Source organism: Hahella chejuensis KCTC 2396 (assembly GCF_000012985.1).
Taxonomy (GTDB): domain Bacteria; phylum Pseudomonadota; class Gammaproteobacteria; order Pseudomonadales; family Oleiphilaceae; genus Hahella; species Hahella chejuensis.
The window spans coordinates 6,890,998-6,905,993 of the sequence record NC_007645.1 but is presented as its reverse complement, the minus strand read 5'-3'; the positions used below and the strand labels follow the sequence as shown (position 1 = coordinate 6,905,993).

The 14,996-nt window shown below is 58.4% G+C and carries 14 protein-coding genes; 4 read left to right on the top strand and 10 right to left on the bottom strand.

The genetic code is table 11. The features are described from left to right. Positions 1–7: 7 nt before the first annotated feature. A complete protein-coding gene (locus HCH_RS30660; protein ID WP_011400465.1) occupies positions 8–1,675 on the top strand; it encodes a glycosyl hydrolase family 8 in 1,668 nt (555 codons plus the stop codon). A gap of 15 nt (positions 1,676–1,690) precedes the next feature. On the opposite strand, the gene HCH_RS30655 is transcribed toward HCH_RS30660, so the two are convergent. Beyond that, entirely contained in the window at positions 1,691–4,714 is a 3,024-nt protein-coding gene (locus tag HCH_RS30655; protein WP_202945283.1) for a transglycosylase domain-containing protein, read from the bottom strand. An 805-nt stretch (positions 4,715–5,519) separates the two neighbouring features. On the opposite strand from HCH_RS30655, the gene HCH_RS30650 reads away from it, so the two are divergent. The 3 genes from HCH_RS30650 (at position 5,520) to HCH_RS30640 (ending at position 7,225) form a co-directional block, all read left to right on the top strand. Then, on the top strand, positions 5,520–5,825 hold the full coding sequence (locus tag HCH_RS30650; protein ID WP_049781168.1) for a DUF6804 family protein: 306 nt from the start codon (positions 5,520–5,522) through the stop codon (positions 5,823–5,825). A gap of 102 nt (positions 5,826–5,927) precedes the next feature. After that, entirely contained in the window at positions 5,928–6,527 is a 600-nt protein-coding gene (locus HCH_RS30645) for a hypothetical protein (RefSeq protein ID WP_011400463.1), read from the top strand. 83 nt (positions 6,528–6,610) lie between these two features. Beyond that, positions 6,611–7,225 (top strand): DUF4124 domain-containing protein, encoded by a 615-nt coding sequence (locus HCH_RS30640; RefSeq protein ID WP_011400462.1) that lies wholly within the window; start codon positions 6,611–6,613, stop codon positions 7,223–7,225. A gap of 252 nt (positions 7,226–7,477) precedes the next feature. On the opposite strand, the gene HCH_RS30635 is transcribed toward HCH_RS30640, so the two are convergent. From HCH_RS30635 to HCH_RS30595, 9 genes are read right to left on the bottom strand one after another with little or no spacing between them, the layout of a single operon-like run. Beyond that, complete coding sequence (locus HCH_RS30635) at positions 7,478–8,569, bottom strand: hypothetical protein (protein ID WP_011400461.1); 1,092 nt, start codon at positions 8,567–8,569, stop codon at positions 7,478–7,480. Continuing rightward, on the bottom strand, positions 8,545–9,258 hold the full coding sequence (locus HCH_RS30630) for a hypothetical protein (protein WP_011400460.1): 714 nt from the start codon (positions 9,256–9,258) through the stop codon (positions 8,545–8,547). The genes HCH_RS30635 and HCH_RS30630 overlap by 25 nt, the downstream gene beginning before the upstream one ends. After that, positions 9,255–9,776, bottom strand: coding sequence for a hypothetical protein (locus HCH_RS30625; protein WP_011400459.1), 522 nt, complete (start codon positions 9,774–9,776; stop codon positions 9,255–9,257). The genes HCH_RS30630 and HCH_RS30625 overlap by 4 nt, the downstream gene beginning before the upstream one ends. Next, positions 9,773–10,675 (bottom strand): hypothetical protein, encoded by a 903-nt coding sequence (locus HCH_RS30620; RefSeq protein WP_011400458.1) that lies wholly within the window; start codon positions 10,673–10,675, stop codon positions 9,773–9,775. Before HCH_RS30620 ends, HCH_RS30625 begins: the two co-directional genes overlap by 4 nt. Next, positions 10,672–11,268 (bottom strand): hypothetical protein, encoded by a 597-nt coding sequence (locus tag HCH_RS32860; RefSeq protein ID WP_011400457.1) that lies wholly within the window; start codon positions 11,266–11,268, stop codon positions 10,672–10,674. Before HCH_RS32860 ends, HCH_RS30620 begins: the two co-directional genes overlap by 4 nt. Before the next feature lie 14 nt (positions 11,269–11,282). Continuing rightward, positions 11,283–12,980: a phage tail protein gene (locus tag HCH_RS32855; protein ID WP_011400456.1), complete on the bottom strand. Its 1,698-nt coding sequence runs from the start codon at positions 12,978–12,980 to the stop codon at positions 11,283–11,285. 9 nt (positions 12,981–12,989) lie between these two features. Then, the gene (locus tag HCH_RS30605; RefSeq protein WP_011400455.1) at positions 12,990–13,514 is read right to left on the bottom strand and encodes a phage tail protein; all 525 of its coding nucleotides are present in this window, start codon (positions 13,512–13,514) and stop codon (positions 12,990–12,992) included. Beyond that, entirely contained in the window at positions 13,511–14,680 is a 1,170-nt protein-coding gene (locus tag HCH_RS30600; protein ID WP_011400454.1) for a baseplate J/gp47 family protein, read from the bottom strand. The genes HCH_RS30605 and HCH_RS30600 overlap by 4 nt, the downstream gene beginning before the upstream one ends. After that, positions 14,677–14,994 (bottom strand): DUF2590 family protein, encoded by a 318-nt coding sequence (locus tag HCH_RS30595; RefSeq protein WP_011400453.1) that lies wholly within the window; start codon positions 14,992–14,994, stop codon positions 14,677–14,679. The genes HCH_RS30600 and HCH_RS30595 overlap by 4 nt, the downstream gene beginning before the upstream one ends. Positions 14,995–14,996: the final 2 nt, after the last annotated feature.

The following is a 14,996-nucleotide window of genomic DNA, read 5'->3' as shown; positions in this document are numbered from 1 at the left end:
GCGGACCATGATGCCTGATACATTTCGAATCGCGCCTTTGGCGGCGCGGGTGATTCTTCTTTCTGGATTAGCCCTGGGGGCGCAGGTCGCGTTCGCCAGTTGCGCGGACTCGACGGCGACAACAGCCAGCGCTGCGGCGGATGCGGTCTGTCAGCCGGCGCTTGAGCAGCAGGCCCAGGCGGCGCGGCCTTTCCCGCAGGCGCTGGAGTTCGCCGGCAAAATCAAACCTGACCATGTCTCTCAGACGCAGATGAATGCGAAGGTCGCCCAGTTTTATGATTACTGGAAGAGCGCTTATGTGAAGCCGTCCAACGGCAATACCCCCGGCGGCGGCTATTACGTCAACATGAAGGGTACTGGCGGCGACGGCAACGAGATCACCACCTCGGAGGCTCATGGCTACGGCATGATGCTGTTTGCTCTCATGGCTGGACATGACAGCGAGGCGAAGCAGTATTTCGACGGCATGTACAACATGTACGACAAGCATCGCTCCACGCTCAACAACCATTTGATGTCATGGGTCATCGACGCCAGCGAAAATACAAGCAAGGATTCCGATTCCGCCACCGACGGCGATATGGATATCGCCTATGCGCTGTTGCTGGCGCATTATCAATGGGGCTCCGACGGCGCTATTAATTACCTGCAGCAGGCGAAGCGCATCATCAATAACGGTTTGAAAGGGGATGACGTTCACCGTTCCTCCAAGCGCACCATGCTGGGGGATTGGGATGACAATCAGTGGACCACCCGTTCGTCGGACTGGATGACGGATCACATGCACGCCTATCAGCAGGCCACCGGCGACGCCTTCTGGGGGGAAGCGGCGGATACCGCCTATGGGATCATCGACAAGATGATCAAGAACTACGCCAGCGCCACCGGGCTGATGTCGGACTTCGTTATCGACAGCGATCCCCGGCCGGCGCCGCCCAACTTCCTGGAAGCGGACACGGACGACGATTTCTCCTGGAACGCCTGTCGCTACCCCTTGCGCATCGCCATTGACGCAGCGCACTTTGGCGACAGCCGCGCCAGCGCCGCCATGAACAAACTAATGCAATGGGCGATCAACGCCACTGGCGGTAACCCGGGGAGCGTCATGGCCGGTTACAAGCTCAATGGCGAGCCTTTAGTGGGATATTCCGCTATGGCCTTCACTGCGCCGATGGTGGCGGCGGCTTCCGTTACCGGGCATCAGAGCTTCCTCAATCAGGGCTGGGATCTGATCAGCGGCAATCGCTCCGATTACTACTCCGACTCCATCAACCTGTTGTCCATGCTGTTTATCTCCGGCAACTGGTGGTCGCCAGTGGAAGGCGGCGGTGATGACGGTGATGACGGTGGTGATGGAGGCGATGACGGGGATGATGGCGACAACGGCGGAGATGACGGCAGCGACGATGGCGGCGATCAGGATAACCCGGCGCAAACCACGCTAAGTAAAACCGATGACTGGGGCGGCGGCTATTGCGCCAACGTGCGTGTTTTCAATTCCAGCGACAGCGATCTGGTCTGGTCCGTGTCCGTCCCCATCGAAGGTCAGGCCTACACGGTGTGGAGCGCGAACTGGAGCCAGCAGGGCGATGCGCTGAACGCGTCCGGCGTGCATTGGAACCGGGAGCTGGGACCACAGGAAAGCACGGAGTTCGGTTTCTGCGCCAATCGCTGAGCGAGCTCCCGGAGGCTATAACGGCGGAAGCATCTCCACTTCCGCCTGCGCCAGTTCCTGATGCGGCTTCACGGTGTCGATGCACAGGGTCACGTCGCCAGGAGTGAGGTAGGGCTCCAGAATCGGCGCCATGCCGCGTAATACCTGCACCGGCAGTGCGGAGGTGAAGTGGAAGTCGCTGGAAGCTTTGCCTGGCACATAGGCGGTGAGCGTGCCGAAATGATTGCCGCCCAGGTAAAACACGAAGGTGGCGGTGCGATTGAGCGCCGTGCCGCCGCTGCGGCGCCCGTTATCGGAGATAGTGAAAATACGGTTGTCGCCGGTGCCGGTCTTGCCGCCCAGCGCCAGCATGCGCCCGTCGGGCAGCACGAAGCCCCCTTGCAGACGCCGCGCCGTACCGGCTTCCACTACATCTGATAAGGCCTCTCGCAACGCCGCCGCCACATAAGGATTCATGACCCGATCAGCGGTGGTGCGGTGATGCCGCAATTTCACTTCATAGGGCGTTTCCGCGGCGAAATGCAGTTGATCCAGACGGAAGGTAGGCTGGCGCAGTCCGTCGTTGAGGATGACGCCCATTAATTCCGCCAGCGCGGCGGGACGGTCCCCGGAACTGCCGAGGGCGGAGGCCAGCGAAGGCGTCAGATGGTCGAAGGGGTAACCCAGACGGCGCCAGCGCTGGTGCAGGTTGGCGAAAGCCTCCACTTCGAGCATGGTGCGGATGCGGGAATCCTGCGCATTCTTAGCGCGGGTGCGGAACAACCAGCCGTATACCTCCTGGCGGCGATCGCGACTGGCGGCGGAGAGTTCGGCGAACTCCGCCTGCGGATGTTTTTGCAGATACGCCAGCAACCATAACTCCAACGGATGCGCTTCGGCGATATAGGCTTGATCCGGGAGACTGAAAGCGCCGGGCGCGTAACGTACGAACAGCTCCTCCATGCGTTCGTCGCTGATGCTGTCCTGGGCTAATTGCTGCGTCAGAAACGTCTCGAAAGTACGCAGGTCTGAATAGGGGAGGATATAGCGATGCGCCGCCGCCAACCGCACCGGACTCAGGCGCAGACGGTCCAAAAATATATCCAGTTGTTCCCCGCTGCTTTTACCCTGATAGACGCTCCAGAAACGTTGCAGAAAGATCAGACCCTCGCGGTCGGCGAAGCGCGCCAGATATTCATGGCGACGGGGATCGTTGGGGTCCCCCAGTAATTGCCGGCTGCCTTGCTGGTTGGCGTTGATTTCATGGCGCACCAGATCCTGCAACAGGCGCACGAAGGGCAGGTTGATGGACTCTCGCAGCGACTCCCGCACGGTGGGAAAGCGGTGGTTATCCTGACTGCTGAAATTACGGAAGGTATGCACGCCGCCGCCAGTGAAGAATATCTCTTCTGGATTGGCGGAATAACGCCGCTCCAGCGCCGCTTGCAGCATGGGCGGCAGGGATTTGTCCTCCGCCTGGATCAGATACTCCAGCGCCCAGGCGGTGATGGGATCATGAGACGCTTGGGCGTTGCGACGCAGGATGTCTTCGTCCTCGGCGGCGTAAGTCAGGTGCAAAGTGGCGACCAATTCCAGATAGCTGGCCAGCACCCGCAGCTTGGCGGTGGAGCCCAGCTCCAGCTTGCTGCCCTCGTTTATGTCGAAGGGTTGTCCGGTGTTGTCGGTCTGCACCCGCACCCGGTTGCCGGTGGCGGAGCGTTCGAACAGGGTGAAGCTGTAATACACGTCCCGCGCCTGACCTTCGGACAGCAAACGCGGCCCCACCAGCCCGGTGGCTTTGGCGAATTCCGGATCGCTGAGGCCGCGCAAATAGGCGGATACCTGTCTTTGCAAACTGCCCTGCAGGGTGGAGGAGGCGATGAGGTCGGTGCGGTCCAGGTCGTACAGGGACAGATTGAACATGCGCGCCAGCCGCAAGCGCGCCACATTGACGCCTTTGTCCGCGTCCACTGGCGTCACTACGCGCGCTTCCGTGAAATCGCGGTAGCGGGTGCGTTGCGCCAGAGCGGCGTCCCGCAGCGGCGCTCCGATTTCACCGCCGTTGGCCATCAGGCGCAGGTAGCTGTCGGTGAGGCTTTCCAGTTCGGCGCGGCCTTGCATCAGATAATAGGAGGGGCGCCGGTGGGCGATCATCAGCGACAGAACCTGACGCAGCGCCTGAGCCTGTTTTTCCAATAGCTCTCCTTCGGCGCCGTTCATGCTCAGTAAGTGATTGGATTCGTTGAAATCCGCCCCGAACCAGACCCAGAGGCCGTCGCCGACGCCATGCACCTCTCCTTGGCCCGGCGCAGCGGCCAGCGGCACGGTGTTAAGGTAGGACATCACCAGTTGCTTGCGGGCGGTCAGGGTTTCCGGCCCGGTCTGATAGGCGCGAACGCTGGCGGACAGCATTTGCCGAAGCTTATCCCGGGGCGAGGCGGTGAGCCCCTCGGCGGAATGACGATACTTTTCCATTTGGGTGGCCAGGGTGCTGCCGCCCATTGAGGAGAAGTCGCCGCCCAGGGTATTGCCGATACGCACGACCGCGGCTTTGCTGAAGCGGCTCCAGTCCACGGCGGGGTTGATCAGCGGGTGGTCCGTATCCAGCAGATTGCGGTTCTCGATAAACAGCAGCGTGCTCGCCACCAGCGGCGGTACGGACTCAAAGTCGTTGTAAATCCGCTGCGGATAACGGTTGCGATACATCACGTCGCCGCGGCAGTCGAGAATATCCAGCCCCGCCTGTGATTTTTCCCGGTAGGGCGGAAACAGGCCATGGGAGGCGTACTTCATTAAGGCGGGAGAGAAACTGGCCTGGGATTTAATCTCCCAGTTCTGTTTATCCAGTTGCTGTAAGTAATCAGGCAGAGAGACGTAACCCAGGCGCTGGTCGAATGGACCCTCATGGGGATAACGCACGGCTTCAGCCGGGCCCGCGTTGAGGTTGTAATCCAGCTGATCGGCGTAACGCGAAAACAGCCGCGCCTGGATACGGGAGGTATGGCTTTCAAAGTAAAAAAGAAGCATCCCCACGACCAGAAAAGCCACGGTAACACGCAACAATACCCTCTTAATTCCTCCCCCTTGCTCATTTTCGACAAAAGAGGACAAAGAATCCGGCTGGGACTCGGAATCAGGCCTGTTTGGCCAATTTTGGCGGGCTTTAAATATCGTAAACATAATTAAATCAATCACTTATAGATAATACTGCTGTTCAATAAATGATCAATGTGATTTATTATGTCCACAAAGTGTCCACAGCCGCAAGCGGTGTCCACGGGATGCTGGCTGCGGCTTCCTCCTTAAACTTGGCTCCCCCGTACTTCAAAACATAGCTGAAAGTTTCAATTTAGGAAAATCGTTAGCTCTCACATGCTCGCCAGTGGCGCGCCTTCCCTAGGCTATCCAGTTTCATGGCGAAAATCTTTTCTCGAAACCCGCAGGCGTGGGGAGGAGTGAACTTTCATTCCACAACAGCTTGCGGACTGAAGTCAGACGACAGCATGGTTTTGAGGTCTGTACAGTGCTTGCTCGAAAGCAGGCACTAGGAAGGAGTGCTACCTTTTTAGTCAATATCAAATAGCAATAGACCACTTTCGGCCAAAAGCGGACATTAAGAGTTTTTACTCTGACCCAGGATATTCCTGCTTACCGACTCCCTGATTAGGCTTTCCTTTCACCTCTTTCAACGTGAGGCCAAGTGCTGGTTGTAATTACAGTATATTGACGGATCATCAAGAATCGTGCTCGTTTTGCCAATACCACTGGCACGGCTTGTCATCTTGTTCTATAAGAAAAGTTAAGGAGCTTAATAGGCTGTATACAGATCCAATTAAATATCGGGACCAAGTGGGCAAGACAGATAATGCCAAAAGCTGTCATATTCATTGCTGCAGGAATGCTATTTGTTGGTGTATTGTCATTGCCATATGGCTATTACATGCTGCTTAGGATTGTTGCCTGCGGCGTGTTTGCTTGGGCTGCATTTATTACGTATGAAAAAAATGAAGAGGTCGTGCCGTGGGTATTTGGCATCTTGGCAATCGTGTTTAATCCACTAATAAAAATACATTTTTCGAAAGAACTATGGGCGGTTGTTGATTTCTGTTCAGGTTTGTTTCTGCTTATCGTAAGCAAAAAACTCATAAGCAATGAACAAGACCCTACATAAAAACCGCATGCACTCGGATCGCAAGAAGCGTCGCTCGCTCCTCGCTCAGCTTTTGGGTCCGGTTATATTGGGCGGTATATGATCAAAAAAGGAGGATGAGTTATGGAGAAATTATTGTTTCTGGTTGTTGCTCTGCTTTTGCCATTTAACTTGGCTTTGGCCTCATCAATAGAAAATGAGATTAGAGAGTTTGCAACTCGGGAGTATCCAAATGACTCTCGTATGCAGCAATACACCTATAACAAACAGGTAGCTGCATACAACTATTTGCTCACCGTAAAAGATTTGGAAGTTAAGGAATTTTCATTAAGGGAATATCCAAATGATTATGCAATGCAGAAGTACACATATAACAAACAACTGGCCGCAAAACGATACATGGAAACAGTTGTCAATATTGAAATAAAGGAATTATCTACTAGAGAGTATCCATATGACTATTTTATGCAAAAATATACATATGACAAACAGCTGGCGGCAAAACGATATATGCAAACAGTTGTCGATATTGAGGTAAAGAGATTTACTATTAGAGAGTATCCATATGATTACTCTATGCAAAAATATACATACGACAAACAATTATCCGCCAAGATGTACATGGGTAGCGTATCGAATAAAGGGGCTAAAAACAAAGCAATTAGAGAATATCCATACGACTATTCAATGCAAAAATATACATATGAAAAACTTGCTTACTAACTCAGTACATAACAAGGAAAATTCACCGGATGCAGAAAGTATAACCACTTATTTGTGGCATTTGGCGGCGTAAGAGGGTCAGCATGAAAACAATTGTCCTCATTTTTCTATTTTTTTCTGCACACGCGTATGCGGCAAGCGTCTACCAATGTAAGGACGATGCAGGAAGAGTCAGCATCAGAGACAAACCCTGTAGGCATGAAGAAAAAACAATAAAAGAAACACGAGATGCAAGAGCTTCTGGCTCACAAAGCTCGGATCATTCTATGTGGGTTGAACCGAACTTCGTTGACACAGGGTACTCAGCCCTGTTTAAGAGTGTCGCGGTAACTAAGGTGGTCTCTTCAGATCCGACATACGATTACATTCCCTTCGGCTGGTCTCCTTATTACGTCAAAGCGAAAATGATTGAGGTCTACAAAGGAGATCTTCCTGAAGGCGGCTCGATCGAGATTTTGGTCTACATCGCTCCTCTCGGCGAGCAATATTCACTAAAAAAGATAAACTCGGATTTCATTTTGAGCTTCTGCTTATCAAAAGGCGGCAAGTATTATACCAGTCGCGATTTTTTAATCATGGAGCCATCCAGCGGTAACATTCAGAAGTTCAGGGAGGTTCGAGACTCGGGAACAGACTACGAGGGCTCCGGTGACTGCTCCGGCAATTACCCGTCTTTAAATCCGGATACGCACAATTAGCCGAGTCGGTATCAAGAATTTGAGCGGGAGTTCATTTGAAGCGCAACAAAGCGCTCCAGCCCGATCTCAGGCCACGGTGAGGCCCTCGTCGGCTGAGCTTGGTCGTTAGAAGTCTATTGGTAGATTCAACCAATAATTTCAACAAGAGCAATGTCCGCTTCGGGTCGGAAGCTGTCTTTTACCATTCAACATATTCTAAAAAGATAGCACTCGTACGAATTTCTGCTTTGGGTGATCAGCTAATATTTTAGCCTAGGTCATTACCCCATTAATCTGGCCTTTCAAAGCGCCCGCTCGGCTCGCTTGGCTGCTATGGCTTCCACTGCTTGAAGGCGCCCCGCTTCCTCCGCCTCCGTGGGTGTGGCTCGCCGTCGTAGCCGCCAATTCCTGAACCACCCCAATTAGATCCGCTATCACCTGCAACACATCTACGCCACCGCCGCCCATGGCGATGGCCGGCGCTTGAATGGTCACGGCGGCGCTGGCTTTGAGTTCGATAACTTGCGCTTGAATCTGCCTGGCCGCGCTGGCGATATCGGTATGGCTTCCCTGAACGTTGATGGTTTTGTTGGCGCTGGTCTGTGTGTCGTTGCCGCTGATCGTCACGGAGCGCGAGCCGCCCACGGTGGCGCTGTCGTCGCCTTGGATTGATGCTTTCCGATCTCGCGCAATCGCCTGGTTAAGATCGGCGGCGGTGGTCAGGTTCAGGTTATCCGCCGCCGACAAGTTGGCGTGCCCGCCGCTCAGCAGTTTTAACGCCCCCAGGGCTTCCACCGTCTTCACGCCTCCGACATGCTCCGCACTATGTTCGCTGACCTCGGTCAGGCTGTCCTGGTAACGCTCCTGGTTCTCCAGGGCGTCCACACGCCGGCGGGCGCTGGTGTCGGTTATGTCTCCATGTGTCTCGCGCAACCAGTCGCCTTTGGCGCTCACACGCTGTCGCACCGCTTCGGAGTGCTGCCACACCAGGTCACCGGGTTGGACGCCAGGCGCGCCTAAGCCCTGTCCCAGCACTGTGCGGATAAAGGGCTGATCCGGTAAGCCATAGGCGAACGCCACCTCTACGACTGTCCCAGGCTCAGGGAATCCAAACTGGCCGCGCTCGATGCCGCCATAGGACGCCGGCAACGGCACGCAACGATAAAGCGGTAACTCCGGGTCTTCCTCGCCCTGGGGCGTCAGCACGCGCACGTCTACGGCGTAGCGAGGGCGGAAGCGGTCGCAGAGTTCCGGTTTTTGCAGTGGGTCGCTGATCGCCACCACCTTGGCCAGGCGCGGCAAATGCAAATTGCCGCTCAGCTCTGGAAACATCCGTAATACTATCTTTTTAATCTCTTCGTCCACGGCGCAGCGCTCCAGGTCAGATTCATATGGTTGTCGGCCAGGCTTACCTGGGTGACGTAATGGGTTTGGTTTAGCCAGACACCCGGACGGAGTTTCGGGGTCGCTGGCAGGCGGGCGCGGTGAGCCACGCCGAAGCCGTTTAGTAAATGGGTTGGGATCTCTACGGGCCGGGTCGCCCAGTAGCTATGCGCCCAGCTGCCCACGTAGACCGCGCCGTCGCCTTGCTGTTGCCAGATCATGCGCGGGATGGCGTACACCTCCGCCAAGGCGTCCATGCAGTGATAACCGCCGCTCCAGGAATAAAAAGCCGGCGCTTTGGTGGTCGTGTAGGGCTCCGGCGGCGTGACGAAGGTCAGCCCGCTGTCCTGGCTGATCGCCGCCAGGGTTTCATTCAATGACACATGGCGCAGATTGAGCGCTAAGCGCCGGTTTAACGTGGCGGTCAGTTCCCGACAGAAAACCCGCTGTTGTTGGTTGTCCAGGGGCGTACAGCTTTCCACGTACCCGATAAAAAAACTCTGTAAGGCGTTGGGGGCATAGCCCAGGGCGAACTGGACCACGCCCGACAAGGGCGCGTCCGCCTGCACGGTAAACACGGCGCGCCCTGGGCTGAACAACCCCAGGCGCACGTCTTCAGACACCAATTTAAACGGCGTTCCGCCCACGCTCAGGGATTTATGCAGCTTCATGCCAGCGCCTTGTCCACCTTGCTCAGGAAGCTTTCAAAGCCGGTCAGGGCTTCCCCTTCAGCGGGCGTCTCTTCCTGGGCGGCGATGGTTTCCCCGGTGGCCTGTTGCGCCTCCGCCTGGCTCAGGTCGCGGCGCTGTTCGGTCTTCTCCGCCACGCTCAGATATTCCGCCAGGGTGAAGCTGACGCGCCAGGCCTGGCTGGGGGACAGATCCTTGCACACGAACGCCCCGGTGAATTGCACCTGGCGCACGTTCATGGCTCGCGCTGTGTCCTCCACGATGTCGTAAACGCGCAGCTTGCCGGCGCCGTCCTCCGCTTCCGCCACTTTAACCAGGTCGGTTAAATCCCTGGCGTGCTTCTTCAGGATCAGCAGGGACACGGTCAGGGTTTTCGGTTTGATGCCCTTGTTCGCGCGGTCCGTGCCGCTGGTCTGGCCGCCCAGGTCCTCCGTCTCGATGCGCAGATTGCCCGTCACCGTTAATTCGGTCCCGGGGACGGTAAAATCGTTGAGTCTCATAATCCAAACATCTCTTTTAAAAAGGTCAGCTGGCCCGCTTTGGCGACGAATAACGCCCCCGCCGTCAGCACGTATTCATGCCCCGGCACGCCGGGTGCTTGTAATTGCGCCGCTACGTTTGGCGCATCGCCTTGGGCGTAAAGCGCAAAACCCGCCTGGCCAGTCAGTTGGCTTTTTAACTGGGTGTAATGGTTTTGCAGCTGTTGCAGGCGTTGGCGCTTTCGTTCAATGACGCCTTGTAACTCCACTATCGGGTTTGGCGTTTCCGCCGCGTAACCCTGCGCCGTGGCCAGCTGCGCCCCGACCGCGCGCCCGTGTTGCGCCAGGCGGGGGATCTGTAGGCCGTCGCGCGCTATCCAAGGCGGCGTCAAAGGCGCATCCGGCAGGATGAATTTTTCCTGCTCCAGGGTGGCCAGCTGCGCGGCGCGTCGCTGCGCCAGTTGCAGTTCCGGCGCAGGGAATACCGCGTTGAATAATTTCAAGCGCTCGGCGAAGCCCGCCAGATCCCGCGCCACGATTAGCACGGCCACCGCGTCCAGCTGGCCCCGGGGGCGGCCTACGTCCTGGGCGTCGGTCAGTTTGGCCGCCAGGCGCGCCGCCGCGTTGGGCGCGGACAAGTAGCGATACAAGCCGCTCCCATCGCCCACGCCTTCCTGAAACGGATGCACGCATAGGGTCTGGCCTTCATAGCGCATAAGCGCCAGGTAAGCGTCCCGCGCTGCCGCCGCTTCGTTGGCCTGCGCCGCCAAAGGATTGCGCGCATAGGATAAAGACACGCCTTGCATCCGCGCGCTGGCCTCCGCCAAAGACGCGTCCGCGCCGGCCAGGATCGGCGCCGCCAGGGCGACGGCTTGCGCCTCGGTGTTTGAGGGGCTGAACGCGGTCAGTCGCCAACTCATGATCCCGCCAGCTCCTCAAAGGCGGGCAACGCCGCCAGCTGCTCGATAACGGGCTGCGCCAGCGCCATTAAGTCTGCGTCGGGGGCGGCTTGATTGATGGCGGCCTTGCCCTGTAAACGAATGCCGCGAATCCGCAGCAAGGCGGCTTGCCAACGCGCCGCCGTGCGTTCGATATCGTCCGCCGCATCCAAGGCCGACAATTTCGCCGCGTCCGCCCAATGCTGGATGGCCTCCGGCACGGCGTCGGCGGGCTGGCCGGCGTCGCGCCATTGCTGCACCTGGCGCAGCGCCAGACGGTATTCCTCCTCCACCAGCTGGCCGGCGCTGACGAACGCGGCCCGGGCGTCGCCGGCGGCGGCGTCAATGGCGCGCCTCGCGCGCTCCCGGCGCTCTTGGATCGGCTCCCGGGCGGAGCGTTTAGCGACGGGCCGGCCCTGGTCGTTGATCTCAATGGTTAAACCTTGCGCCTGACCGTCCAGCAGCGCTTGGCGTTCCTCCTCGGTCACCTTCACCCCATCCAGCGGCAGGCCGCCGGCGGCGTGTAAGGATTCCAGGTAAAAGCCCCGGGTGCTGGGGCTGTAAAAATAATGCATCGCGGCTTACCTCGTTATCGACCGATGGCGACATACGCCAGATAGGTCACGTTCTCGATGGAGTCGGAACGGTCCACATAAAAGGCGGTATGGTTCCAGGTGTGAATGGGTAGAATCTTGGTGGACCCGGCGTCCATGCGGTTGCCCACCACCACATAACAGATGGACGGGAACGCAATCGGAAACGAGAACGGCACGCTGCCGTCGTTGACCACGCCGACCGTTCCCCACTGGATAATGATGCCCGTAGAGGTCCGCACATAGCCGTTGTTCGCGCTATGGCTGGTCTGATCCGTGTGGCGTATGAAGGTCCACGAGGGCAGGCCGTCCAGCTTCGACGCGTCCGCCGCCTTGCCGTTGCGCGGTAGCGCCGCATTGGCCAGGTCGTAGGCGATTTTTACCGCGTAGCTGGACGCCGCCACCGACTGATTGGTGCTGCTCACGGAGTTGGAGAGCCCCACTTGCGCGGTCCACTGCGACGGCACGTTGACGAGGCGCGCCGCGTCGATCCGGTCCGAGGTTTTCTGATAGTGCGACGGCGTCAGCCCGCCCAGCTTGTCCGCGTTCACGGCGGTTTGCGTCGCCCCCAGTTTGGCGTCCGCCAGTTGCTTTAACGCCACGCCCTGGGCCGCGCTTAGCGGCTTATTGCTCAGGTTTGTGGTCAGGTTGTTAACGATGTCCGCCACCTTGCTGTAATGGGCGGGCGTCAGCCCGCCCAATTTGTCCGCATTCACGGCGGTTTGCGTCGCCCCCAGCTTGGCGTCCGCCAATTGCTTTAACGCCTTGCCCTGGGCCGCGCTCAACGGCTTATCACTGGCGGAGGTAGTCAGGTTGTCCGCCACGTCCGCCACTTTCAAAAACAGCTGATACAGCGGCTTAGGGTCGCCCAGGCGGTTGCGGTGATCGGTCACCGCGCCATCGCCGGCGATGCTGGCCACCTTCACCAGGTGGTGCAGCCGGTTGGCGCCGTCCACGAAGGACGCTTGATCCGCATTGCTGCACACCACCTTGATCACGGGCGCCACGTCGGTGGCGTTCCCCTGCAGGGACACGTCCAGCCACACGTTTTTCGGTAATGAACCGGGGTTAATCGCCTGGTCCGTGTCCTGCGCCACGCGGACGCCGCCCACATAGCCCTGGCCGGCTTTCAGGGTGTACTGGCCGGATTCCTTGCGCAGCAGAAAGCCGTCGCCTAAAAAAGCCTGCGCGCCGTAAATGTCCAAATTGCTCAGGCGCTCGCGCTCGTCGATCCCGTCCAGGCGCGCGGTGAAATCAATCTGCCAGGTCTGCGCGTTGACGGTGATTTGGGTGACGGCCTGGGCGTCGGTGAAGGCGATCATAAAATTGCGGGTGATCGTGTTGCCCAGGTTCACGCCCTGGGTTTTACGCTTGGGTTGCCGCTCCGTGTACGCGGCGGCCACCAGGGTTCCGTCTTCCGCCTGCAGGCCCACCCAATTGTAATAAAAGTCGCCCACGTTCACGCCCAGCAGCAGGCTGTAAACCACCTGATCCGGGCTCACGTAGCCGCTTTTAGTGACGGGGCCGCGCCACACGATGGCGGACGCCGCCGGCGTCGCCTCGTTGGGGTTCACCGGCTGGCTGGGGTCCAGTCCGTCGAGGTCCGCCAGGATAAACTGGTTAATGATCAGCGGTTGTCCCGCCGCTTGTTTCTGTGCGATCAGATCGCGTCCGGTATTGAGTATCGCCGGCATGTCATCCCCTTAAAGCGTCGCCACGTCCGTGGTCCAGGTGTTGTTGAATTCCGTCAGCGCCACGCCCGCCGTCAGCGGGGTGATCACTTCGAACTGATAGCGCCGGCAGGTCCGGCCGTATTTGCCGATGATGATGGACAGCAGCTTGGCGTTCTGCGCCAGCTGGCCGTCCGTCACCCGCAGCGTGATCACGTCCCAGTCGCGGCCCGGGGTGCGCTCCTCCACCTCCAGGTAACCCACGCCCAGGCGTTGAAAAATCCGCTTCACCCCCGCCACGCTGCCGGCGTCCACCGCGTTGGCGTAGGCGTACTTCACCCGCAGCCGGTACAGGTGTTCCGGTTCGCCGGTAAAGCGCGTGATATTGCGCTGCCAGGCCAGCAGATCCAGCACGCCCAGGGCGCAGGTCTCCGCGTCGATCTGACGCAGCGGCCAGCGCAGCCAATGCTCCACCCGCTCCCAGTAACGGCGGGCGGCGCGGGTCAGCCTGGTCAGCTGCTCCCCGCTGAGCCAGAACGGTAATTTAATCTCGATCATTTCAAGGTCACCGTGAGCGATTTCAGCCGGGGAATGTCCATCTGGCTGGTGATATCGCTGGTTTTAAAATCAATGGACGCCAGCGCCGGAAATTCCCCGTGTAACTCCTGCGCCAGACGACTGAAAGAAAACCGGCTAAACGGAAAGGTCCGCGTGGGTTGATAGTCCTGATTCTCCCGGAACGCCGCCCGGATAAACTGCATGACCGATTGCCTTAGCTGCTCCCGCGCGGTGGCGTCCAGGCGGTCGTCCGCCCACATATCGGCGCTGACGTCGTGTTGGGTTTCCGGCATGGCGAACACCTGCAGGTCGTCGCCGTGGCCGTGGTTGCCGTCGTCGGAAATGGTCGCCTGAATACGCGCTAAAAAGGCCGCGTCCGGGGCGCCGGTTTCAAACAAAATAAAGGCGTTGGCTGTGCCGGGACCGCGCGGCGCTTCATGCTCAAAAAACACGTTATCCACGCTGACGCCGTCAAAGCGGGCGATGATCGCCGTATACACCGCGTCGGTGTGCCATTGGTTCACCGCGCTGAACTGGTTGCGCACCCGCCGACGCAGGGCGTCGTCCGTTTCCCGATCTGCACCCGGCTGCAACAGCCAGTTATCCAGGTTGGTGACCGTCACGCCGGGGATGGGAGTTTGTAAGACGGCGTAATAGCCCGCCGCCAGGTTGTAACCGCTGCCCACGTCCACCGCCTCCACGTCCACCAGTAATGTGGCTTCCCCATCGTGAAAGCGTTGGGGCGCAGTGGTGCGTAAGCTATAGATCTTGCCGTTAATGCTCGCGCTTTGAATCCCGGTTCCCGCCGCGATCTCCAGTTCTCCGGAGAGGTCGGCCCGGGTGAACTGCACGCGTCCGCGCGCCCTGGCCGCCTGCTTGCGCTCCACCGCCACGCCCCAGGCCAGCAGATCCAGGGCGGCCCCGCTGGCCGTCTTCACAAACATTTGCGGCAACACGCCGCTAATCAGCAGGTCCACCAGCCATAGCACGGGCTGGGTCACCAGCGCCGACACCATGCGCCACCAGGGCGAATAGTCGCTGTCGTTGCTGAACGCCACGCCCTGGGCGGCCACTTCCTCCCGCCAGGCGCGGTTTAACTCCGCCTCGGTGGTGGGAATGCCGGCGTCTTTGACCAGGCGTCTAAAGTCGTCTGTATGGTCGTTCATAGATAAAACTCTAAGTGGCCGTATTTCAGGGTTTTGGCGGTGATATACACCGTTTCCGGGTCCGTGCGCGTGACCTTGGCCGTGCCCGGTTTTATTCGCGCATCGTTCTCGATGCGGGTTTCAATCCGGCTCAGGTTTAACGCCACTTTTTCCGGGTTGCGCTCGCCGATCTGCTCCACCAGCAGGCCGCTTTCGCGGATCATGTGTTTCAAATCCTGGGCGATGGACGCGCGCCCGCTTATCTCCATGGGCACGCCGATGGCGTCCAGGCTGATATCGTTGTTAACGATAAAAAGATCGATAAAGTCCGCCATGC